Consider the following 22,920-nt stretch of genomic DNA (forward strand, 5'->3'; position numbering starts at 1 on the left):
GCTAGCTCTCCTCACCTTCTGCTTCTGCCAGGATCTCCCCGATCGTGTGCCGTGAGTTCTCGGCGAGCACCGGGTTCGTGTCCCAGTAGAACGGCAGCTGGATGAGGGAGATCGACAGCGCCCAGCCGCGCCCGCGTGCCCATTCGGCGTCGTCCGCGCCCACCGCCTTGCGGAAGGTGGCGCGGGCCGACGCCGGGAGCAGGTTCCAGGCGACGATCAGATCGACGGCAGGGTCGCCCACGCCCACATTGCCGAAGTCGATCACCGCTGCCAGCCGCCCGTCCCTGACCAGTACGTTCCCGGGCGACAGATCACCGTGCGCCCACACGGGCGGCGCGGTGCGGGGCGGGACGCGCAGGGCCTCCTCCCACAGGGCCGTCACCGCGGCCGTGTCGAGCCTGCCCTCCAGCTGGGCGATCGCCGAACGGGTGAACTCGTCCCGGGAGGCGAGGGGGACACCCCGGTGGTTGGGCGGCCCGTCCCGCGGATCGATCCCGCGCAGGGTGGTGATGTACGCCGCGAGGTCCTCGGCGAGCTCCGTGGGCTCCTCGACGGCGCCCGCGACGGGATTGTGCCCGTCGAGCCAGCGGTACACCGACCAGGGCCACGGGAACCCCGCACCGGGACCGCCCCGCCCCACCGGCTCGGGTGCCGCGACGGGCAGCCGCGGTCCCAGCCGGGGCAGCCAGCGCTGCTCGTGCTCCACGCTCTCCACGGCACCCGGGTACCGGGGGAGCCGCACGACATGGTCCGTGCCGAGCCGGAACATCGCGTTCTCCGTGCCGGAGGACTTCAGCCGCCGCACGGGCAGCGACGCCCACCGCGGGAACTGCTCGGCGATCAGCCCGGCGACCAGCGGGGCGTCGAGGTCGATCTCGTCGGGTCGCATCTTCGCGTTCATGGCGCACACCAGGCCCATGACACCGTCCGTAGCGCCGAGTTGTCGACCGGATTACACGCCCCGTCAGTGGCTCAGACCCGGTCGGCCGCGATCAGCAGGTACTGGAAACTGCCGTTGCGGTAGGCGGTGAGGAACGTTTCCTCGATGCCCGTGACCAGGTGCTCGGCCTCCTTGCGCAGCTCCCAGTAGGGGATCGCCGCCGCGGTCAGGTCCTGCACGTGCACCGGCACCAGCCGGTTGCGGGCCAGCGCGCGGAAGTACGCCGACCGCGGATGGATGTCGCAGATGTAGTGGGCGTTGATCAGGGACACCTCGCGCGAGGCCTGCCCGTAGGTGTCGTTGTAGCAGCCGGTGATCACCACGTACCGCCCGCCGCGGCGCAGCAGCCGGGCGTGCTCGGCGAACAGCAGGTCCAGCTCGACGTACATGGACGACTCGTTGTTCCAGGACGCCGTGTACGCGCCGCTCGGCAGGCCGGTGTCGAGCATGTTGCGGTGGTGGTAGCGGACCTTGTCGTCGATGTCCCGCTTGCGGGCCTGTTCATTGGCGAACTCCGCCTGCTTCGCCGAGATCGTCACTCCGTCGGCGTGACAGCCGTAGCGCAGATGGGCCACCACGCTGCCGCCGCCGCGTCCGCAGCCGGCGTCGAAGACGCGGTCCGCGGGCGTGAGCGGGCCGAGCATGCCGGCGAGGAGCTCGGCCTGGGCGTGCTCCAGCCGGTGCAGCTCGGCGGTGGTCCGCTCCCGGCGCAGTTCGGGGTCGGGTTCGTCGAGCACCGACCAGTCGGCCTCGCCCACGCCGTAGTGGTGGTGGTACAGGTCGTCGATCTTTCCGAGTTCGAGGTTGACCGGGTTCTCCTCGGCGTTCCAGTAGTCCGCGACGCGGTTCTGGTACGTCGACTGGGTCGGCACGGTGGTGGTCGGGGCGCCTGAGGTGGGGGCTGTGGTCAACGGTGACTCCTCGTTCTGGTGCTGATGACGGTCTGTCAAGCGCTCGCTCGCTCACCAGTAGTCGGGCAGGTGGTAGCGGTGCGTGTTGGTGGCGTGCCACTCGTGGTTGCCGGCCACCCAGTCCGACAGACCCCGGGCGTAGCGCTCGACGAGCGGCGAGGTGGCGGACAGGAGGGCGGACTCCTCCTCGAACGCCGCCATGATCTCGTTGTGGATCTCGACGGACCTCAGATAGGCGGCCTTCAGCCCGCACCGCTCGTTCGCGGCCACGACCTGCGGCAGATTGAGGTGCGTGGGGTCGTTCGCCAGCTCCTTGGTGAAGGAGTACAGGTCGTTGACGATCGTGGTGGCGTTCCCGGCGAGCGCGGTGATCCGCTGGATCTCCGGACGGGCGTAGACCGCCTCGGGCAGTTCGTAGCCGTCCACGGCGTCGACGATCGACAGACACGGACGGAAGTTGTTGAACTGCCGCATCACCAGGTACTCCCACACCCGGGGCGTGTACCGCGTCTCCGCCCACGCCGCCTCGGCGACGTAGCCCAGGTGCAGCCGGGCGATGTCGTGCACGAACCGGTCGACCTGGCTGGGGGTGGCGACGACGGCGTAGTCCTTGACCGCCCAGTGGTACGAGCGCAGCGGCCCGTCGGCCTGGACGCCGCGCGCCCATTCCTCCTGGAGCGCGGGCGGGCCGTGGAAGGGGTCGAGCGCCGACTGGGCCGTGATCAGCCGGCCGCCGAGGCCGCGGTGGGCTCCGCCCCGGCCCTCGTCCTCCTCGCAGTAGCAGTTGTCGACGATGTTCTCGGCGAGCAGCAACTGGCCGGCCACCGTGAGGCGTTCCAGGTCGGCCGCCGCCGGATGCTGGAGGACCACCGCCCGGCCGAACTGGAACCCGGCGAAGTCGCCCTTCCACGCCCTGGGGAACAACTCGTGCCGGCGGGCCCAGGCCTCGAGGCGGCGGTCGATCTCCGCCGCCTTGGCGGGGTCGGCCGGCGCGACCTGCCGGTACCGCAGCCCCGGGACCGCCCCTGCCTGCCGGGCCCGCACCGCGCGGGCGAGGTTCGGCGGCCCGGGCAGCGGCAGCGAGGCGGCGCCGGAGGTGAGGGCCGCGCTCACTCGGCCGTCCGACCGATCTGCACGTTCTCCAGGATCCCGACCGCGTCGGGGACGAGGATCGCCAGCGAGTAGTAGGCGGTGACCAGGTAGCGGATGATCGCGTTGCCGTCGATGCCCATGAACCGCACGTTGAGACCGGGCTGGTACTCCTCGGGGATGCCCGTCTGGTACAGGCCGACGGCCCCCTGGTCGCCCTCCCCGGTGCGCAGCGCGATGATGCTGCTGGTGTGCTGGTCACTGACCGGGATCTTGTTGCAGGGGAAGATCGGCACCCCCCGCCAGGCCGGGATCTCGTGCCCCTCGACGGTCGCGGTGCCCGGCACCAGACCGCGCCGGTTGCACTGCCGGAAGAAGGCCGCGATCGCCTTGGGATGCGCCAGGAACAGCTTGGTCTTGCGGCGCATCGACAGCAGCTCGTCCATGTCGTCCGGGGTCGGCGGACCGGTGAACGTGCTGACGCGCTGTCCGTAGTCGGCGTTGTGCAGCAGCCCGAACTCCCGGTTGTTGACCAGCTCCCACTCCTGGCGTTCGCGGATCTCCTCGATGGTCAGCCGGAGCTGCTGCTCGGTCTGGTTCATCGGGTCGTTGTAGAGGTCGGCGACCCGGGTGTGGACCCGCAGCACGGTCTGCGTGAGCGACAACTCGTACTCGCGCGGGGCGAGTTCGTAGTCCACGAAGCCGCCGGAGAGCGTCGGCTCGCCCACGTGACCGGCCTGCACGGGGACATCGGCCTCGCCCTTGCGGTTCATCGGCCTGCTCTGCCGCTGCGCGTACGCCTCCAGGTGCGCCGCGAGGGACGGGGCGCGCCCGGTGAACTCCATGAGGGTGTCCCACGACAGCGCCAGCACCACGCCCGACGTCTCCGCCCGCACGGAGCTGAGCCACAGGGGATCCGCGCGGCCGATGGCCTCGTCGCCCAGACCGGCACCGTCGGTGACGATCCCGAGGACCTCCTCCTCGCCGTACTTGCCGGTGACGAAGCGGGTGAAGCGGCCGTGCACGACCAGGTACGCCTCGGTGACCGGCTGCCCGGCCTCGAACAGGAGCTGGCCGGCCCGGATCTCGCGCACCCGGAACCGGGTGGAGACCTCCCTCAGGACGTCGCCGTCGGGGTAGCCGCGCAGCGCCGGCAGCTCGGTCAGTGATTCCGGGATGACCCTGATGTCGTCGGCGCCGTTGTGCTCGAACTGCACCCGGCCCCGGCCCACCCGGAGCTGGAGACGTCGGTTGACCCGGTAGGCGCCGCCCCTGACGTCCACCCACGGCAGCATCCGCAGCAGCCAACGCGAGCTGATGGCCTGCATCTGGGGTTCGGACTTGGTGGTCGTGGCGAGCCGGCGCGCGGCCAGCGTGCTGAGACTGGTGAGCTGCCCGTCGGCAGAGGGTTCGGGGACGGGTTCGTCAGTGGCGGGACCGGTGGCGCTGTCCGGAGTGGACACATTCCCTCCCGGGAGAAGTACAGAGGTGAGCGACGCGGTCATACGCGTGGTTCCAGGCAAACAGCGGCCGTGGCGGCGGGGTACGGCGTGAAAGGGGCGGCTTCGGTCCCTGGAGGTGCAAACCTTGCTGATGAGGCGGGGGGAGCGTCGGCCGCGCCGCCGCACGCCGGAGGGCGGCGCTCAGAAAAGGTCGTTCACCAGTACGGCGGCTCCGTCGAAACGTCCCGCCTTCAGATCGCCCAGGGCCTCGGCGGCCCGCGACAGCCGATAGGTGTGCGTCGTCGCGCGTACGCCGTGCCGGGCGGCCAGCGCCAGGAACTCCCGCGCGTCCTCGCGGGTGTTGGAGGTGACGCTGCGCAGCTCCTTCTCGTAGAACAGCTCGCTCTCGTAGCGCAGCGGCGGTACGTCGCTCAGGTGGATGCCCGCGATCGCCAGCACCCCGCCCCGGTCCAGGGCCCGCAGCGCCACCGGCACCAGGTCACCGACGGGGGCGAACAGGATCGCGCTGTCCAGCGGCTCGGGCGGCGGGTCGGACGCGTCGCGCGCCGAGGCGGCCCCCAGGTCCAGCGCCAGCCGTCGCGCAGCGGCCCCGCGCGTCAGGACGTGCACCGTGGCGCCCTCGGCCAGGGCGACCTGCGCGCACAGGTGGGCGCTGCCGCCGAAGCCGTACAGGCCGAGCCGTCCGCCCGGCGGCAGGGCGGCGCGGCGCAGCGCGCGGTAGCCGATGATGCCCGCGCACAGCAGCGGCGCGAGCGCCACGTCGTCGAGACCGCCGGGCAGCGGGTGGGCGAACGCGGCCGGCACGGTCGTGTACGCGGCGTAACCACCGTCGGCGTCCCAGCCGGTGTACCGCGAGTCGGGGCACAGGTTCTCCGCCCCGCGCGCGCAGTACGCGCAGGTCCCGTCCGTACGGCGCAGCCAGGCCACGCCCACCCGGTCGCCGACCGCGAAGGCGCTCACCGCCGCCCCGGCGGCCGCCACCACACCCACCACCTCGTGCCCCGGCGTCACGCCCGGCCGGCGCACCGGCAGGTCCCCCTCGGCGACGTGCAGGTCGGTGCGGCACACCCCGCACGCGCGGACCCGCACCAGCAGCTCGTCGGCGCCGGGCACGGGCACCGGCTTCTCGACCAGCCGCAGTGAGCCGCCCTCGACCGGTCCCGGCGCCACCACCGACCACGCGTCCATCGTCCCGTCCGCCATGCCACCGCCCCCTGCGTCCGCCGCAGACCTCCAGTCTCGTGCGGAAGCGGGCATTCGGCGCGCGGACCGACCAACAGGTGGCTAGCGTGAAGATTCGGACAAGCCGTTCCGGGCACCCCATCGACCGGGAAGAGGGCCGCACCATGGCCGCACCACCTCAAGGAGCCCCTTGTTGGGCCGACGCGATGTTCAGTGACGTCGAGGGAGCCAAGAGCTTCTACGGCGACGTCCTCGGCTGGACCTTCGGCGAGGCGTCGTCGGAGTACGGCAACTACACCCAGGCCTACGCGGACGGCAAGGCGGTCGCCGCCGTCGTACCGCCGATGCCGGGGCAGGAGGGCACGTCGCAGTGGTGCCTCTACTTCGCCTCCGACGACGCGGAGGCCACCGCCGGCAGGATCCGTGACAACGGCGGCGAGGTGCTGATGGGGCCGATGCAGGTCGGTGACTTCGGCACGATGGTCCTGGCCCGCGAGCCCAGCGGCGCGGTGTTCGGGGTGTGGCAGGCGGGCCGGCACGAGGGGTTCGAGGCGATGGGCGTACCCGGTGCCTACGCCTGGGCCGAGGTCTTCACCCGCGAGCCCGAGAAGGTGGACGCGTTCTTCCCGGCCGTCTTCACCTACCGGGTGAAGCAGATGCAGGACGACGCGATGGACTTCCGCATGTTCCAGGTCGGCGACGCCATGGCCTTCGGCCGGATGAAGATGACCGAGGACTTCCCGCCCGAGGTGCCGCCCTACATCAACGTCTACTTCACCGTCCCCGACTGCGACGACGCCGTCGCCAAGGCCACCAAGCTCGGCGGCACGCTCCGGTTCGGGCCGATGGGCACCCCGTACGGCCGGTTCGCCGCCCTCACCGACCCGCAGGGCGCCAACTTCTCGGTGATCGACGTCACCACGACCGAGGGCGAGATGCCGCAGACCACGGACGTCTCCTGAGCGACGGCGGAACGCCGCCGATCGGCATGGCATGATCGTGCGCATGCGTGAACGTGTGGTGGCCGCGTGCGACGGGGCTTCGAAGGGAAATCCCGGACCGGCGGGCTGGGCGTGGGTGGTGTCGGACGACACCGAGGCCCCGGCCCGCTGGGAGGCGGGGCCGCTCGGCAAGGCCACCAACAACGTCGCCGAACTGACGGCGCTGGAGCGCCTGTTGACGGCGACGGACCCGGGCGTGCCGCTCGAGGTCCGGATGGACTCGCAGTACGCGATGAAGGCGGTCACCACCTGGCTGCCCGGCTGGAAGCGCAACGGCTGGAAGACGTCCGCGGGCAAGCCGGTCGCCAACCAGGAGCTCGTCGTTCGCATCGACGAACTGCTCGGCGGACGCGAGGTCGACTTCCGCTACGTGCCCGCCCACCAGGTCGACGGCGACCCGCTCAACGACTTCGCCGACCGCGCCGCCAGCCAGGCCGCGACCGCCCAGCAGGCCGCGGGCAGCGCCCTCGGCTCTCCCGAGCCGCCGCCCTCGTCCGCCGCCCCTTCCTCCGGGACCTCCGGCACGACGCGCCGCCGCGCCGCCGGGGCCAAGGCACCCCGACAGCGCGGCGGTGATTCGTCGTCCCGCACGATCAAGGCGAAGTTCCCCGGCCGCTGCGTGTGCGGACGCACCTACGCGGCCGGGGAACAGATCGCCAAGAACGACCAGGGCTGGGGCCACCCGGAGTGCCGGACGGCAGCCGTCGGGTGACCGGGGGCGGCGTGGCTCAGGTGACCACGCCGCGCCAGTTGCCGGTCTCGTGGCCGCGCTCCTCGATGAACTCCTTGAAGCGCTTGAGATCGCCCTTCGTCCGCCGCTTCACGAACCCCAGCTTGTCGCCGACGGTCTCGGTCAGGCCCTCCGGCTCGAAGTCCAGCTGGAGCATCACCTTGGTGTGCGCGTCGTCGAGGCGGTGGAAGGTCACCACACCGGCCTGCCGTGCCTCACCGGCGACCGTCGTCCACGCGACCCTCTCGTCCGGGATCTGCTCGGTGATCTCCGCATCGAACTCCCGGTGCTGTCCGGCCACGTCCGTCACCCAGTGCGTGAGCGTGTCGGTGCGCTGTTCGACGCGCTCCACACCACTCATGAACTCCGGGAACGTCTCGAACTGCGTCCACTGGTTGTAGGCGGTGTGCACGGGCACGCCGACCTCGATGGATTCCTCGACCTTCGTCACGGTCGTCTCCTCCTTCGCTCTCTCGGGTACGTCGCCGCGAGTACCCCTGACCTGCGGGGTAAACCGCCCCGGCGCACCGATGCCCGGAACCGGGCCGATCTTGTCCGAGCCGGAGCTGCCCTGTGTGGTGGCACGATCGCTTTGGGTGGGGATGCTTGACGAGCCCGGTCTCACGCGAAGAGCCGGCCCAGCAGGGAGGTGTCGAACACCCGGTGCGGATCGAGCCGTCGAAGCACGGCGGCCGCCTCACCCCACGCCGCGCCGAACGAGTCGGGGACGGCCGTCCCCAGGACCTCCTCGTCGATCCAGGCGGCCGCGTCCGTGTATCCCCACCCCTTGGACCACTCGACGCGGGTGAGCGCGTGGGTGCCGTCGTAGGTGTCGAGCAGGAACCGCTCCAACTCCCGGTAGAAGGCGTCGGCGTGGGGAGTGCCGGGCAGCGTCAGCACGTCCAGCCAGACGGCCGTGTCCCACTCCGGGTGCCCGTCGACCGGACGCAGCGCGGAGAGGGACGGCGTGCGGGCGCCCGCGAGTTCGGCGTCCGCCGGGTCGTCGAGACCGGTGATCCTGATCTCGACGGAGCCGTTCACCGGGAACCTGCCCTGTGCGGCGTAGGCGTCGAGCCGCTCCCGGTAGAAGTCGGTGAACTCGCTGACGACACGCTGCACCTGGTCCCGGCCGGTGAGCACGGCGTACCCGTTCGCGTGCACCCGCAGGGTGGTCGGCCTGATGTACAGCAGTGTGTTCTTCGACGGCCCCCAGATGTCGGCGGACCGCGTCGCCACCAGCCCCGCCGTCGCCACGTCGAGCTGCGCGTTGCCGAGCACCGGCGCCAGGTACCAGGCCGCGTCCGACACCATCCGCCCGGCCAGGTCCGCCACAAGCGTGGGGACGTTGTCGGAGAAGGGGTAGTTGTACGGCTTCGTCACACGGCGCGAGGTCAACGGCTTGGTCGGGGCGACGCTCCACACCTTGAACCACGGGAACTCGGTGAAGGCGAACCAGATCGCCTCGACCCGGCCGGCAGACTCCAGGAAGCTCGCGAGGGTCCGCCCGTCGCTCCCGGGCGCCGCGAACAGCTCGGCCGCCGGGATGTCCGTACGGCTGACGCACCGCAGGTTGGCGTTCGCCCCCACCCGCAGGACCACCTCGGTGACCAGCGACCGCCCGAGATGGGCGAGGAGTGCGGCGGAGTCGGCCTGGTCGCGGGTGAACGTGCGCAGCGCGTAGGCGCCGCTCGCCTCGTCCCACGCCACGGCCGTCAGCGAGAGGACGAGGTTGCTGAGCGAGCCGTACGTGTGCCCCGCCGACCGCTTCTCGCCCCGCGCCGGTACGGCCGTCCCGTGGGCGTCGACCGCCAGGGCGCCGCCCAGGGTGAGGTCGCCCGGTGCGGGACTCGCGGTGACCCCGAGGCCATGTCCCTCCAGGTACGTGAGCAGGGCCTCCAGCGTGGCCCCGGCCCCGGCGCGCACGGTGCTCGGCGACTCCAGGGACAGGCCGGTGAGGTGCGGGGCGGTGTCGACCAGGAGGACCCGGGCGTCCGCCGGGGTGTCCGGCGGGATCGTCAGCGGCGACCAGCCGTGCGAGGCGCCCCTGGGACGGACCGTCCAGCCGTGCCGCCAGGCCCAGTTGACGACGGCGACGACCTGCTCGGGCGCCTCGGGCGCACAGGCCCACAGCCCGGTCGCGGTGATCTCGCCGTCCCAGTTGCGGTACGCGGTGCGCGCGAGGGGGACGTCCGTCGGGAAGTCCGGCAGCTCCTCGGCCGCGACGGCCGGATCCGCCGCGACGAGCACGGGTACGGCGGTGAGGGCGGCGGCGGTGCGCAGAAAGCCCCGCCGGGTCCAGGAGGGCTCCGCCGGCTGGAAGTTGCTCACTGAACGATCAGTCACGGGCTCACGCTAGGCGCCCGCTGACACGTGCTCCCCAGCTGTCGAACATCGTCACTCGTGTGGGTGAAAAATTCACAGGTGCGCGCCGGAGCGACCGGCTCCGCGCAGGGGCGCGACGGGTGACAGACTGACGCCATGGACGAGCGCGAATTCCGTAGGTCTGGTCAGCACGCATCCGTCGTCGGTCTCGGCACCTGGCAGCTGGGCGCCGACTGGGGAGACGTGGACGACAAGGAAGCCCTGTCGGTGCTGGAGACGGCGGCCGAGTCGGGGGTGACCTTCTTCGACACCGCCGACGTCTACGGCGACGGGCGCAGCGAACAGACCATCGCCGCCTTCCTCAGCGGCCGGCCCGACCTGCATGTGCTGGTGGCGACCAAGATGGGCCGCCGCGTCGAGCAGATCCCGCAGAACTACGTCCTGGACAACTTCCGCGCCTGGAACGACCGCTCCCGGCGCAACCTCGGCGTCGACCGTGTCGACCTGGTGCAGCTGCACTGCCCGCCGACGCCGGTCTACTCCAGCGACGAGGTGTTCGACGCCCTCGACACCCTGGTCGAGGAGGAGCGCGTCGCCGCGTACGGCGTCAGCGTCGAGACCTGCGCGGAGGCGCTCACCGCGATCGCCCGGCCGGGCGTGGCGAGCGTGCAGATCATCCTTAACCCCTTCCGCATGAAGCCCCTCCTGGAGGTGCTCCCGGCGGCGCAGGAGGCGGGCGTCGGCATCATCGCCAGGGTGCCTCTGGCCTCCGGCCTGCTGTCGGGCAAGTACACCAAGGACACCGTCTTCCCCGAGAACGACCACCGCACCTACAACCGGCACGGTGAGTCCTTCGACCAGGGCGAGACCTTCTCCGGCGTCGACTACGCCACCGGTGTGGAGGCGGCCGCCGAGTTCGCGGCCCTCGCCCCCGAGGGGTACACCCCGGCCCAGCTGGCCCTGCGCTGGGTCGTCCAGCAGCCCGGCGTGACCACCGTGATCCCCGGCGCCCGCTCGCCCGAGCAGGCCCGCGCCAACGCGGACGCCGCCCGGCTGCCGGAGCTGTCCGACGACACGCTGGCCGCGATCCGGGACCTCTACGAGCGGCGGATCAAGGAGCAGGTGGAGGGTCGCTGGTAGATCGATCGGGCGCTCGACCCGACAGAATCGCCGTTCACGGGGTACTCGCGGGAAACAGAAGGACGTAAGAACGTTCGATCCCGGGAGGAACGGTGACGGTCACCGGAGACGGTGAGGACAGGCGCAGGGGACGCAACGAGACCGAGGAGGAGAGAGCCGACCGGATGTGGGGGGAGCTCATCCAGGAGGTCCGGGTGGCCCAGACGGGCGTCCAGATCCTCTTCGGCTTCCTGCTCACCGTTGTGTTCACGCCGGTCTACCGGAGCCTGGGGGACACGGACCACGCGATCTACATCGTGACCGTGGTCATGGGCGCCTGTGCGACCGGCGCCCTCATAGGCCCCGTCTCCCTGCACCGCCTGGTCTCCGGGCGCCTCGTGAAACCCCAGGCGGTCCGGTGGGCCTCCCGGCTCACCTTCGTCGGCCTGGTACTGCTGCTCTGCACGATGACCGCGGCGCTGCTGCTGGTCCTGCGGGTGGCGACCCACGACGACTACGTGCCCTGGCTGGTCGCCGCGGTGGTCCTGTGGTACGTCCTGTGCTGGTTCGCGCTGCCCCTGTGGACGCGGCGCCGCTACACGTCGCGGTGAGGCATTGAGGCGGGGGCTCCCTGTCGAGGGAGCCCCACACAGGACGGCGCACGGCGACGACGCCTCAGTTCAGGGCGTCGCGCAGCGCGGGCAGCAGGGTCTTCGCCGCCCAGTCGGTGTACGCCTCCTGCGACTCGCCCCCGATCTGCACCAGGGCGACCTCCGTGAACCCGGCCTCGGCGTACGGCCGTACCGCCTCGACGAAGTCGTCCGGGTCGTCGCCGCAGGGGATCGAGGCGGCGACGTCGTCCGGGGTGACGAACTGCGTGGCCGACTCGAAGGCGTCCGGGTGCGGCAGTTCGGAGTTGACCTTCCAGCCGTTGCCGAACCAGCGGAACTGCTCGTGGGCGCGCTTCACGGCCGCGTCGCGGTCGGGGTCGTAGCAGACGGGCAGTTGGCCCACGCGGGGCTTGCCCGTGCCGCCGTGCCGGTCGAACGCCTCCAGCAGGTCCGCCTTGGGCTCGGTGGCGATGACGAGGTCGGCGAGTCGGCCCGCGAGGGCGCAGGACTGCTCGCCCGAGACGGCGACGCCGATCTGCGGCGGCTCGTCGGGCAGGTCCCACAACCGGGCCGACTCCACGTCGAAGTGGGTGCCGCGGTGGTTGACGTGACCGCCCTCGAAGAGCGCGCGGATGATCTCCACGGCCTCCTCGAGCATCTCGTGCCGCACGTCGACGGCGGGCCAACCGCCGCCCACCACGTGCTCGTTGAGGTTCTCCCCGGAGCCGAGGCCCAGCCGGAACCGGCCCTCCGACAGCAACTGCAGCGTGGCCGCCTTCTGGGCGATCACGGCCGGGTGGTAGCGGAACGTCGGACACGTCACGTACGTCATCAGCGGGATCCGCGACGTGGCCTGCGCGGCGGCGCCCAGGACGGCCCACGCGTACGGCGAGTGCCCCTGTGCGCGCAGCCACGGGAAGTAGTGGTCCGAGGTCACCGAGAAGTCGAAGCCCGCCTCCTCCGCCCGGACCACGTGGTCCACGAGCTCTCGGGGGCCGGCCTGCTCGGTCATCATCGTGTATCCGATTTGCACCATGGGGTGCGAGTCCCCGGACGTGGGCGAGGAAAACGAGATGGGGAAAACGACTCGATCACCACCCGATCATCGGGGCAGGATGCCCGTATGAGTGTTCGCCCGTTGCCTGCCGGCACGCCCGCCGCCCAGGGCGTCGACGCCACCAGGGTCCTCGCCTTCCTGGACGCCCTCGACGCCGCCCCGGACATCGAACCCCACAGCCTGATGATCCTGCGCCACGGCCGTCTCGTGGCCTCCGGCTGGTGGGCGCCGTACACCCCCGAGCGCCTGCATCTCCTCTACTCGCTCAGCAAGAGCTTCACCTCCACGGCCGCCGGGTTCGCCGTCGCCGAGGGGCTGATGCGGCTCGACGATCCGGTGATCTCGTACTTCCCGGAGTTCGAGGCCGACATCACCGACCCGCGCAGCCGCGCGATGCTCGTCCGGCATGTCGCGGCGATGGCCAGCGGACACGACGAGGAGACCATCGACCTGGCCCGCGCCCTCGACCGCGACGAGTTGGTCCGAGGGTTCCTCCTGCTGCCGCCGGACCGCGACCCGGGGACCGTCTTCGCCTACAACCAGCCCGCCACCTACACCCTGGGCGCGATCGTCCAGCGGGTCACGGGCCAGTCGCTCACGGACTACCTGCGACCGCGGCTGCTGGACCCGGTGGGCGCCGGAGAGGTGGCGTGGCTGCGTGACCGGACCGGCCGCGAGCTGGGCTTCAGCGGGCTGCACGCCACGACGGACGTGGTCGCCCGGCTCGGTCAGCTCTATCTGAACGGTGGTGTGTGGGAGGGCGAGCGTCTGCTGGACCCGGAGTGGGTGGCCGAGGCGACGCGCACTCACATCCCGACGGGCGTCGGAGTCGCCGAGGAGGACCGGCGGGACTGGGACCAGGGCTACGGCTTCCAGTTCTGGCAGTCCCGGCACGGCTACCGCGGCGACGGCGCGTACGGCCAATTCTGCCTGGTCCTGCCCGAGCAGGAGGCCGTGATCGCGACCACCGCGGCGACCGAGAACATGCAGGCGCTGCTGGACCTGGTCTGGGAGCACCTGCTGCCCGCCTTCGCCGACGGACCGCTGCCCGACGGGCAGGACGCGGACGCGGCCCTGCGGGAGCGCCTGACCCGGCTCGCGCTGCCGCCCGCCCCCGGCAAGCCCGCACCGCCGGAGCGGGCCGAGGAGTGGTCCGCCGCCGAGTTCACCCCGGCCGACGGTGTCTGCGCCGCCCAACCGGGTCTGACCTCGGTCGCCCTGGCGTCCGGCGCGGACGGCTGGACGGTCGCACTCACCGAGGACGGGCAGCGGCTGGAGGTGTCGCTCGGCCACGGCGGCTGGAGCGTCGGCGAGGACCCGCTGGCGACCGCGGTGAGCGGCGGCTGGACCGACGCCGACACCCTCACCGTCGACGTGGCGTTCCTGGAGACCCCGCACCACCTGCTCGTGACCTGCTCGCTCCCCGACCGCACGTTCACGGCCCGCTGGGCGACCCAGCCACTGCACGGCGCGCCCCTCCGGTCGCAGCGGGCGCCGCGGTCGGAGGGCTGAGGCAGGCGGTCGTTCGCTCGGGGGCCGACGCGGCGGGGACACCACCTGGCGCGCGTCGGCCCTGGTGCGCGCCTCAGTCCGACGCCGGTCGGAAGCTGCGCAGGGCGGTCTCCAGGGCGCGCTGGTTCGTCGAACCGTCCCAGTCGGCGGCCGGTGCCGTCCAGCGCAGCGAGAAGCCGCGGTGGCCGCCGAGGAGGAAGCCGCGGCCGAAGGTGCGGATGCGGCTGCCGTCGTAGTCGCTGAGCCACTCCATGTCGGCGGCCTTGTACCCCTGGTAGGTCGTCGCCCGGATGTCGCCGATGCGCCGGAAGCCGTCCTCCTTCTCCAGCCCGGGTTCGACGTCGTCGCGCCAGACGGCGACCGGATCCGGGCCGACGCGTTCGCTGTAGGTCACCGCGAGCGTGCGCGCGTCACCCGCCGCGCCGTACGTGACCCGGTAGGCCAGATCGCCCTGGCGCTCGGTCTTGATCCGCTTCCAGCCGTCGGGGAGGGCCACGGAGAAGCCCTCCGCGGCGTCGTAGCGGTGGAAGCCGGACGGCAGGCCGTCGGCGTCGGCGGGCGCGGATTCGGGGACCGAGGGCGGGGCGGAGGCCGACGCTGAGGCCGGCGGGGACTTCGACGCGGTGGCGGTCGGCGTGTCGGACGGCCGGGTCGCCTGCCCGTCCGGGCTCTGCGCCGACGCGCTGCCGGAGGTGGGCGCAGCGGACGGCGTCAGGGAGGCGTCGGCCGAGGCGGACGGGCGGCCCTGTGCGCCGGACGACGTGTTGTCCGTGCCGGTCAGCTGGTCGGTGGCGGCGAGGACGGCGACCGCGACGGTGACCACGGCCAGGGCCGTCCCGGCGACCATGGTGCGCCCGCTCCACCCGGGCCCGGCGTGCACGACCGCCGTGTAGGCGCGGCGCAGCAGGGGTTCCGACTCCTCCTCGGCCGTCCCCTCCGGTTCCTCGGTCAGGACCCGGGTGAGGGCCGCCCGGACCACCGGGCGGGTCAGCCGCTCCCGGGAGTTCTTGCGCAGCAGGCCCTGCACGACCTGGTTGAGGGAGCCGGCCCGCACCGGCGTGCGCAGCGGCAACCGGTCCACGCCCTTGAGCGTGGCCTCGGGCCGGCCGCGGTCACGGAAGGGCGGGCGCCCCTCGACCATGGTGTAGAGCATGGCGCCCAGCGCCCACAGGTCGGCCGCGGGGCCGATGCGCTCGTCGCGGGCCTGCTCGGGGGAGGCGTACGACGGCGCGGTGAGCCGGGGCGCCAGGGTCGCGCCCGCCAGTCCGAAGCCGGTGACCACGATCGGGCCGTGCTCCCGCACGAACACCTGCCCCGGGCTGAGTTCGCCGTGGGTGATGCCCTGGCCGTGCGCGGTGTCCAGCACGTCGAGCAGTTCGAGGCCGATGCGGGCCGCCCTGACGTGGCCCAGCGTGCCCTGCTGGGCCAGGAGTTCGCCCAGGGGTGTGCCGTCGACGCAGTCGGTGACGGTCCACAGGGTGCCGGACTCCGTCAGGGCACCGAGCACCGGGGCGACCTGGCCGGGGCACAGGCGTGCCATCGTCTCGGACATGCGCAGCACCCGGCCGGTGGTCTCCTCGCCCGCGTCGTGCGGCAGCCCGATGCCGGTGAGCAGGCACGGCCGGGAGGTCTCGACGTCCTCGCCGTACCAGCACACCCGGTTCGTCTCCCGGTGGACCACGTCGAGGAGCCGGTACCTGCCGGCGACCAACTCGTGCGTGGAGACGTGCGCCTTGACCATGGTCATCCTTCGTCGAACCCCCGGTTCTGGCCCTTTCCCAGTGGTACGGCGAGCGCGCCGGTGAGCGTTCAAAGGAATCGCAACTCCGGCCTCTTCTTGTCTTTCATTCAAGAGCGGCGAGTGGGGTGGCGAGCGGAGCGGCGAGCGTATGCGCGGCGAAAAGCGCCCATGCCGTACCCGCGCACGTCGGCGCCCGGACAATTCGGCCGCGAGGGGCCGCCGTACGAATATCCGTACGTCGAACTGGTGGTAACCCGCGGTAAACCGAGCCGTCGGCGCCCGGAAAGCCAACTCCGGGCGCCGATATATTAGATACGACCGCCTTTTCGATTTACCGGCGCAGGTCGAAGCGCTCCACCCAGGCCGTCACATCCCCGGCCGTCGTGTTGCCCCCGCACACCACCAGTCCCAACCGGGCGCCCGGGCCGACCCTTTCCAGCACCCGACGGGCCCCCGGGAGGAGGCACCCCGCGGCCGGCTCGGCCCACACCTTGCCGTGTTCGGCGAGCTCCAGACAGCCCCGCACGGCCTCCCGGTCCGGGACCACCAGCACGTCCTCGACCAGTGCCGAGACATGGTCGTAGGTCAGCTGCGACACCGCGGGCGCGCTGAGGGTGGACGAGATGGACGACACCGGCACCCGTACCGGCCCGCCCCCCGCCAGCGCCGCGGACATGGCCTCGGCGCCCTCGGTCTCCACGCCCCAGACCCGCACCCCGGGGCGCCGCGCGCGCAGGGCCGCCGCCACGCCGGCGATCAGCCCGCCGCCCCCGACGCTGACCAGTACGTCGGTCGGTTCACCGGCGTCCTCGGCGAACTCCAGCCCGACGGTGCCCTGCCCGGCGATCACAACGGGGTCGTCGAACGGGTGCACCAGTGTCAGGCCCTCGTCCCGCAGCCGCGGTACGAGGGAGAACGCCCCCTCCATGTCCTCCGTCAGCCGCACCGTCGCGCCCGCCTCCTCGGCGAGCGCGACGGAACGCGCGGGCGCCGAGCGCGGCATGACCACCGTCGCCTTGACGTCGAGCTCGGCGGCCATCACCGCGAGGGCGATCCCGTGGTTGCCGCCGCTGACCGCCACCACCCCGGCGGCCCGCTCGGCCTCGCTGAGCGACAGCAGCTTCGCCGTCGCCCCGCGGACCTTGAAGGAGCCGGTGCGCTGCAGGAGCTCCAGCTTCGCGGTGACCGGGACGCCGAGCAGGCCGGACAGGCCGGGACTCGGCACCGTCGGGGTGCGCACGACGTGCCCGGCGATCCGTTCGGCCGCGGCTTCGATGTCCGAGATGCCGATCAAGGCAACCATCCTTCCGGCGCGGTGGGTGGTGGTCCGCGCCGCTTCGCACCCTGACCCGGGAGCTCGGCGGGGTCAACTCCTTTCTGGATCATGGCGTACGGCTCAGAGACAAGCCGTGCGGCTCAGAGATCACGGCGTACGACGAAGTCCAGCAGGGACCGCAACTCCTCGACGGCCGCCGCCTCCAGCGGTACGGCGGCGAGGGCCGACTCCACGGCGGCCAGATGCCGGTGCGCCTCCGCCAGCGCGGCCGCCCGCCCGCCGGCCTCCTCGACCAGCACGGCCGCCTCGCCCGGGTCCCCGCCGGACTCCAACAGCGTCGCCAGGCGCCGGGCCGACGGGCCGGGGGAGTCCAGGGCGGCCAGCACGGGGAACGTCTTCTTGCGTTCCCGCAGATCGGCGTGGACGGGCTTGCCGGTGACCGCCGGGTCGCCCCAGATCCCGAGCACGTCGTCGGCCACCTGGAAGGCGACCCCCAGGTGCCGCCCGGCCCGGTCCAGGGCGTCGACCGTGGCCGGGGGCGCACCGCCGAGCGCGGCACCCAGCGCGGCGGCGCAGCCCAGCAGCGAGCCGGTCTTGGCCTCGGCCATCGCCCGGTAGGCGTCCGGTCGCACCCGCCCGGGACCGGTCCAGGGGCGCGTGGCGAACAACAGGTCGTCGGCCTGCCCGCGCACCAGGTCGCCGAGCGCGCCGGACAGCAGGCGTACGGCACCGGCGCCCGACGGATGCGCGGCGAGCGTCTCGACGGCCAGCGCGAACAGGGCGTCGCCCGCCAGCACGGCCGGCCCCGTGCCGTACGCCTTCCACACCGTGGGGCGACGGCGCCGGGTCGGATCGCCGTCCATGATGTCGTCGTGGAGCAACGAGAAGGTGTGCACCAGCTCCACCGCGACCGCCGCGGCGACCCCGGCCCGCCCGGGTGCCCCGGCCGCCTCCGCCCCGAGCACCGCCAGGGCCTGCCGCACCCCCTTGCCGCCCGTCCCGACGGCCGGCGCACCACCGACCTCGCACCACCCGAACGAGTACCCGGCCATCTCGGCCACCCACGGATGCAACCGCCCCACGGCCTCACGCAACGCGGGCCGCACCAGGGCACGGCTGCGGGCGAGCACCGCGGGAAGCGGCAGCGCGGCCCGCTCGACGGAGGGGAGCGCTGTCACAGGGCGCCCCCCGCGCTGTGGACCGCCACGTTCCCGACGGCCACGTTTCCGGCCGCCACGGGTTCGGCCGCTGTCGTCCGGGCTGCCGCGTTTCCGGCCGCCTCGGTCTTGGCCTCTGTCTCTTCGCGCGCCGCGCTCTCGGCTGCCATGTCTCCGGCGCATCCGGCCTCGGCCGTCGTGTCCCCGGCTGCCGCGCTCCCCGCCGCCGCGTCCCCGACCGTCAGGCCGAGCTCGTCCTGCGCCCGGGCCACCATCTCCCGTGCGTGTCGGAGGCCGATCCGCTCCAGGATCCCCGCCAGTTCGGCGAGTTCGGTCGCCGTCTCGGTGTGGTCGCGGCCCAGGCGGGCCAGGGACTTCGCCAGTCCCAGGCGGGACAGTGCCTCGCCGCGCGGCTCGCGCATCGCGCGGAACTCCGCGAGGGCCTGCTCGTAGAGGTCGCGGGCCTCGGCGTAACGCCCGGCCCGGTACAGGACGTTGCCGCGCATCTTGTGGTTGTAGGCCAGGGCGCTGGACAGGCTCATCGCACGGCACGTCGCCTCCGCCTCGGAGAGCAGGGCGAGGGCCCGCGCCGTGTCGCCGTCGCGCACCGAGACGATGTCGGCCAGCCCGCGCAGCGCCCAGGCGTGCCCGCGCCGGTCGTCGGCGCGTCCCGCTATCTCCGCCGCCTCCTCGAACAACGCGTACGCGGTGTCGTACGCGCCGGAGTTGCGGTGCATCTGCGCGATGCCCTCCAGGGCCCACACCGTGTGCCGTGCCTCGCCGCGCCTGCGGGCCTCGGCCAGCAGTTGCTCGTGCAGCCTGCCGACGGCCTCGTAGTCGCCCTGGATGCGGCCGGTCTCGGCGAGGCCCGCCAGTGAGTAGCCGCGGACCACGATGTCGCCGCCCCGCTCACCGAGTTCGGCCGCGAGCCCCAGCAGCCTCCGCGCCAGCGGGAACGCGCCGCGCTGGCGGGCCAGCGTGCCGCCGCTCCACAGCGCCCACGCCATCGCCCCCGTGTCCCCGGCGTCCCGGGCCGCACGGTAGCTCGCCTTCCAGGCCTGGTCCGCCTCTCCCACCTGACCGAGCCGGCGGTGCGCCTCGGCGACCGCGAGCCCGGAGCGGGCCGCCTCCCCGCTGCGCCCGGCCTGCTCGGCGGCCCGCAACTGCTCGGTGCCGGCGGCCAGTACGTCGACCAGGTCGGAGTTCACGGAGAGGGCGGTGAGGGCGCCCTGGTACTCGGGGGCGAATGCCTTGCCGTACATGCGTGCCTTTCGTCTCGTCCCACACGACACGCGTATGCAACGTGTGTATACGCGATGTGTATAGCGAGACGTGGTTGTACGGGTGGGGGTTGCCTGGAGGGTTCGGATGAGTCGGGTTCCCGTGCCGGCCGGGCCGGGGCTTCGTACCGCGCCCCGGCCCGGCCGGCTCCCTGCCTCAGTCGCGGACGATCCCCGGCGCGACGTCCTCGTGTCGCTCCACGACTCGGGCGGCGGCGCCGCGTGCCTGAGCCGTCGGCTTGCCACAGAACGCCGAATCCAGGGTGCGCAGCATGGTGTTCAGCACGGCGCTGTTGTTGGAGGTGTTGGCGACGGCGGTCAGGCTGCGCTGGCCGTCCTTCGACGTGAAGGCGTACGTGTAGTAGCCCTGGACGGTGCCGGTGTGGCCGTACACGGACACCCCGCACGACAGGTCGCGGCGCCGCAGCCCCAGGCCGTACGCCTGGCCCGTGCCCGCCGGTGTCCAACGCTCCATCTCCGCCAGCCCCGCCGCCGAGGTCAGCCGGCCGCCGACCAGGGCGGAGAAGAAGGTGTTGAGGTCCTGTGTGCTGGAGACGATCGCGCCCGCGCTCTGCGCCCAGGAGACCGTCTGCTCGGTGGAGTCGACCAAGGGCCCGCCGGACTCGTCGGGGGTGAGGTAGCCGCGGGCGTACCGGCCCGGGATGTGCGTGTCGGGGTGCACATAGAAGGTGTCGGCCAGGTTCAGCGGCTTGATGATCCGGTTCTGGTACTCGGTCTGTACGGAGTGCCCGGTCAGCTTCTCGACGAGCATCCCGGCGACGACGAAGTTGGTGTTCGAGTAGGAGTACGCCGCGCCGGGCGCGTTGGTCAGGGCGTGCTGCAGCGACCGGTCCACCAGCTGACGGTAGGTGAAGACCTTGGTGCGGACGGCCTCGAAGCCGGGGACGGTCTGCGCGAACATGTCGTTGGTGTAGTCGTACAGGCCGCTGCGGTGGCTCAGTACGTGCCGCACGGTGATGCGGCTGTCCGGCAGCAGGCCCGGCAGGTAGGTGTTGACCGACGTGTCGAGGGTCAGCTTGCCCTCGTCGACGAGTTGCAGCAGGACGACGGTGGTGAACGTCTTGGTGACGCTGCCGATGCGGAAGCGGTCGGTGGTGCTCAGGGCCCGCCCGGTGGCGCGGTCGGCGACCCCCACGGTGAGCTTGCTGACCGTGCCGTTGTCGTCGATCCGTGCCATCGCGCCGGGTGCCCCCTGCTGCTGCGCCGTGCGCAGGAAGTCGCGCAGGCCGGTGAGGTCGGGCTGCGGTTCCTGCGGCGCCGCGTGGGCCGGGACCGCGAGGAGGGCAAGCAGGGCCGCCGCCAGTGCCGTACCTCTGCTCAGCGTTGCTGAGGCCATCCGGTTCTTCTCCTGTCTCCGCCGAGGCCTGCCCGACGGTCCAGTGCGAGATCGATCACATCCGAAGTGAGCAACCTTCTCGCGCTCCATCACATCTCCATGTCCGACGCACAGTTGGTCATCCGTTGATCACTGAGCGGTGCGGATTCGCAGCGTATCGCCTCGAAGTGCCTTCAACAGGGCTTATCAGGCTTTACATGAACATGACGTGTCCGTAAGGGTTACTCCGGGGCCCGACCAGCCCCCGTGGCGCTCAACAGCGCCATGTCGCTGTGCGGTTGGTCGCCCCTGCCGGTGACCGCTGCCGCCCGTGAACGAAGGAACCCTCATTCGTGCGTAGAGCACACATACGCGGCCTCGCGGTCGCCGTCACCGTGGCGACGGCCGCCACGGGCCTCGCGGGCACGGCCTTCGCGGCGCCGTCCGCGGGCGACGCCCGCACCACGGCCACGGCCACCGCAGCCGGATCCCAGGCCGCCGCCGTCGTCGAGGCCGCCCGCGCCGCCGCCTTCGCCCACGCCTCCGCGACCGGCGTCACCGACGGCGACCAACTGGCGCCCCAGGACGTGCTGATCGACCCCGAGGGCGCACGACACGTCCGGTTCGTGCGGACGCACCAGGGCATGCCCGTCCTCGGCGGCGACCTCGTCGTCCACCTCACCGAGCGGCTGGCGTACGCCGGTGTCACCCGCGCCACCGACCGGGCCGTCCGCCCCGCCGGCACCAAGGCGAAGCTGACGGCCCGGCAGGCCGAGGCGAAGGCCGCATCCGTCGCCAAGGGCCGCGCGTCCGCCGCCGAACTCGTCGTCGACGCCCGCGGCGGCACCCCGTCCCTCGCCTACCAGGTGCGCGTCACCGACGCCGACACCAGTGGCGCCGGCGGCTCCCGGACGGTGGTCGTGGACGCCGTCAGCGGCAAGGTGCGCAGCAACGCGACCGACAGCGACGAGTTCCTCTCGCCCCGGCTGCTCGACGCCCTGCGCGAGCGCGGCGAGACCCTCGACCCGGCCACCGGCACCGCCCCGCACGCCGACGCCCTCACCGCCGCCCCCGCCCCGGGCGTCGCCGCCTACCCGTCCACCGCCGCGGGCACCGGCACCTCCCTCTTCGCGGGCACGGTCAAGCTGACCACCACCCGCACGGCCCGTACGAGCTACCTCCTGAAGGACCCCACCCGCTGGGGTACGGAGACCCGCGACGCCAAGGGCCAGGAGCTGGTGAACTTCGCGCAGGGCCGGAAGTTCACCTCCACGAACAACAAGTGGGGCAACGGGACCGTCTCCAACCGCACCAGTGCCGCGGTCGACGCCCAGTACGGCGTCACCCAGACCCTGGACTTCTACAAGAAGACGTTCAACCGCAAGGGCATCAAGAACAACAGCAAGGGCGCCCTCGCCATGGTCCACTTCGGCAACAAGGTGGGCAACGCGTTCTGGTACCCCGAGTGCGGCTGCATGCTCTACGGCGACGGCGACGGCGAACTGCTGAAGAAGCCGCTCGTCGTCCTCGACGTCACCGGGCACGAGCTCACCCACGGCGTCGTCGACGCGACGGCCCGCCTGGAGCCCACGCGCGTCGACAGCGCCGGCAACCAGTACGGCGAGCCCGGCTCCCTGAACGAGTCCCTCGCGGACATCTTCGGCTCCAACGTCGAGTTCAGCGCCAACAACCCGAAGAACCCGCCGAACTACCTCGTCGGCGAGAAGCTCGGCCTGGACCAGAAGTTCCTGCGCCGCCTGGACCGCCCCTCCCTCGACCGGCTGGAGGGCGCGATCGACTACTGGTCACCGGCCGTCTACAACACCGAGGTCCACGCCGGCTCCGGGGTCTCCTCGCACGCGTACTACCTCCTCGCGGAGGGCAGCGGCCGCAAGACCATCGGCCGGGTCACCTACAACTCGCCCACCTACGACCGTTCCACGGTGCGGGGCATCGGCCGCGCCAAGGCAACGGCCATCTACTACCGGGCCCTGACCCGCTACATGGTCTCCTCGACCGACTTCCACGGCGCGCGCGTCGCGACCCTGAAGGCGGCCAAGGACCTCTACGGCGCGACCAGCGTCGAGTACAAGACGGTCGACAAGTCCTGGGCGGCCGTCAACGTGACCGCCGCGAACACACCGGCCGCCCGCCACTGACGGCAGGCCGGCACCTACGGCCGACGGCGGACCC

At 72.2% G+C, this 22,920-nt stretch carries 19 protein-coding genes; 6 read left to right on the top strand and 13 right to left on the bottom strand.

All coding sequences use genetic code 11. From position 1 onward, the window contains the following. Window position 1 precedes the first annotated feature (1 nt). The 5 genes from ACGFNV_RS06595 to ACGFNV_RS06615 form a co-directional block, all read right to left on the bottom strand. Entirely contained in the window at window positions 2–901 is a 900-nt protein-coding gene (locus tag ACGFNV_RS06595; protein ID WP_393619846.1) for an aminoglycoside phosphotransferase family protein, read from the bottom strand. Window positions 902–972: 71 nt separating this feature from the next. Further along, entirely contained in the window at window positions 973–1,851 is an 879-nt protein-coding gene (locus ACGFNV_RS06600; protein WP_393619847.1) for a geranyl diphosphate 2-C-methyltransferase, read from the bottom strand. 51 nt (window positions 1,852–1,902) lie between these two features. After that, on the bottom strand, window positions 1,903–2,964 hold the full coding sequence (locus tag ACGFNV_RS06605) for a family 2 encapsulin nanocompartment cargo protein terpene cyclase (protein ID WP_393619849.1): 1,062 nt from the start codon (window positions 2,962–2,964) through the stop codon (window positions 1,903–1,905). Beyond that, entirely contained in the window at window positions 2,961–4,403 is a 1,443-nt protein-coding gene (locus ACGFNV_RS06610) for a family 2B encapsulin nanocompartment shell protein (protein ID WP_393619851.1), read from the bottom strand. The genes ACGFNV_RS06605 and ACGFNV_RS06610 overlap by 4 nt, the downstream gene beginning before the upstream one ends. A 180-nt stretch (window positions 4,404–4,583) precedes the next feature. Further along, window positions 4,584–5,591: a zinc-binding alcohol dehydrogenase family protein gene (locus ACGFNV_RS06615; RefSeq protein WP_393620062.1), complete on the bottom strand. Its 1,008-nt coding sequence runs from the start codon at window positions 5,589–5,591 to the stop codon at window positions 4,584–4,586. Between the two features lie 158 nt (window positions 5,592–5,749). Here ACGFNV_RS06615 and ACGFNV_RS06620 point away from each other — a divergent pair, with 158 nt between their 5' ends. Further along, complete coding sequence (locus ACGFNV_RS06620; protein ID WP_393620063.1) at window positions 5,750–6,547, top strand: VOC family protein; 798 nt, start codon at window positions 5,750–5,752, stop codon at window positions 6,545–6,547. Window positions 6,548–6,578: 31 nt separating this feature from the next. Next, on the top strand, window positions 6,579–7,298 hold the full coding sequence (locus tag ACGFNV_RS06625) for a ribonuclease H (RefSeq protein WP_393619853.1): 720 nt from the start codon (window positions 6,579–6,581) through the stop codon (window positions 7,296–7,298). Window positions 7,299–7,314: 16 nt separating this feature from the next. On the opposite strand, the gene ACGFNV_RS06630 is transcribed toward ACGFNV_RS06625, so the two are convergent. Then, the gene (locus tag ACGFNV_RS06630; RefSeq protein ID WP_393619855.1) at window positions 7,315–7,767 is read right to left on the bottom strand and encodes an SRPBCC family protein; all 453 of its coding nucleotides are present in this window, start codon (window positions 7,765–7,767) and stop codon (window positions 7,315–7,317) included. A gap of 170 nt (window positions 7,768–7,937) precedes the next feature. Continuing rightward, window positions 7,938–9,659: a cholesterol oxidase substrate-binding domain-containing protein gene (locus ACGFNV_RS06635; RefSeq protein ID WP_393619857.1), complete on the bottom strand. Its 1,722-nt coding sequence runs from the start codon at window positions 9,657–9,659 to the stop codon at window positions 7,938–7,940. 135 nt (window positions 9,660–9,794) lie between these two features. Between ACGFNV_RS06635 and ACGFNV_RS06640 the strand changes: the two genes are divergently transcribed. Further along, complete coding sequence (locus tag ACGFNV_RS06640; protein ID WP_393619859.1) at window positions 9,795–10,778, top strand: aldo/keto reductase; 984 nt, start codon at window positions 9,795–9,797, stop codon at window positions 10,776–10,778. A 92-nt stretch (window positions 10,779–10,870) separates the two neighbouring features. Continuing rightward, entirely contained in the window at window positions 10,871–11,368 is a 498-nt protein-coding gene (locus ACGFNV_RS06645; protein ID WP_393619861.1) for a DUF6328 family protein, read from the top strand. A gap of 64 nt (window positions 11,369–11,432) precedes the next feature. Here ACGFNV_RS06645 and ACGFNV_RS06650 read toward each other — a convergent pair whose 3' ends face one another. Further along, window positions 11,433–12,404: an LLM class F420-dependent oxidoreductase gene (locus ACGFNV_RS06650; protein WP_393619863.1), complete on the bottom strand. Its 972-nt coding sequence runs from the start codon at window positions 12,402–12,404 to the stop codon at window positions 11,433–11,435. Between the two features lie 87 nt (window positions 12,405–12,491). On the opposite strand from ACGFNV_RS06650, the gene ACGFNV_RS06655 reads away from it, so the two are divergent. Continuing rightward, window positions 12,492–13,937, top strand: a complete 1,446-nt coding sequence (locus ACGFNV_RS06655; RefSeq protein ID WP_393619864.1) for a serine hydrolase domain-containing protein — start codon at window positions 12,492–12,494, stop codon at window positions 13,935–13,937. 73 nt (window positions 13,938–14,010) lie between these two features. Here ACGFNV_RS06655 and ACGFNV_RS06660 read toward each other — a convergent pair whose 3' ends face one another. The 5 genes from ACGFNV_RS06660 to ACGFNV_RS06680 all read right to left on the bottom strand — a co-directional run bounded on the left by ACGFNV_RS06660 (window position 14,011) and on the right by ACGFNV_RS06680 (window position 20,748). Further along, window positions 14,011–15,684 (bottom strand): serine/threonine protein kinase, encoded by a 1,674-nt coding sequence (locus ACGFNV_RS06660; RefSeq protein WP_393619866.1) that lies wholly within the window; start codon window positions 15,682–15,684, stop codon window positions 14,011–14,013. A 325-nt stretch (window positions 15,685–16,009) separates the two neighbouring features. Continuing rightward, window positions 16,010–16,972 carry a threonine/serine dehydratase gene (locus ACGFNV_RS06665; protein WP_393619868.1) on the bottom strand — a complete coding sequence of 321 codons (963 nt, stop codon included), beginning with the start codon at window positions 16,970–16,972 and terminating at the stop codon, window positions 16,010–16,012. A gap of 122 nt (window positions 16,973–17,094) precedes the next feature. Then, window positions 17,095–18,132 (bottom strand): polyprenyl synthetase family protein, encoded by a 1,038-nt coding sequence (locus ACGFNV_RS06670; RefSeq protein WP_393619869.1) that lies wholly within the window; start codon window positions 18,130–18,132, stop codon window positions 17,095–17,097. Further along, complete coding sequence (locus tag ACGFNV_RS06675; RefSeq protein WP_393619871.1) at window positions 18,129–19,373, bottom strand: tetratricopeptide repeat protein; 1,245 nt, start codon at window positions 19,371–19,373, stop codon at window positions 18,129–18,131. Before ACGFNV_RS06675 ends, ACGFNV_RS06670 begins: the two co-directional genes overlap by 4 nt. Window positions 19,374–19,548: 175 nt before the next feature. After that, window positions 19,549–20,748, bottom strand: coding sequence for a serine hydrolase domain-containing protein (locus ACGFNV_RS06680; RefSeq protein ID WP_393619873.1), 1,200 nt, complete (start codon window positions 20,746–20,748; stop codon window positions 19,549–19,551). A 332-nt stretch (window positions 20,749–21,080) separates the two neighbouring features. On the opposite strand from ACGFNV_RS06680, the gene ACGFNV_RS06685 reads away from it, so the two are divergent. Continuing rightward, complete coding sequence (locus tag ACGFNV_RS06685; protein WP_393619875.1) at window positions 21,081–22,886, top strand: M4 family metallopeptidase; 1,806 nt, start codon at window positions 21,081–21,083, stop codon at window positions 22,884–22,886. The last annotated feature ends 34 nt before the right edge of the window (window positions 22,887–22,920 follow it).

Origin of the sequence: Streptomyces sp. NPDC048751, from assembly GCF_043198595.1 — a bacterium.
In the GTDB taxonomy this organism is placed as follows: Bacteria; Actinomycetota; Actinomycetes; order Streptomycetales; family Streptomycetaceae; genus Streptomyces.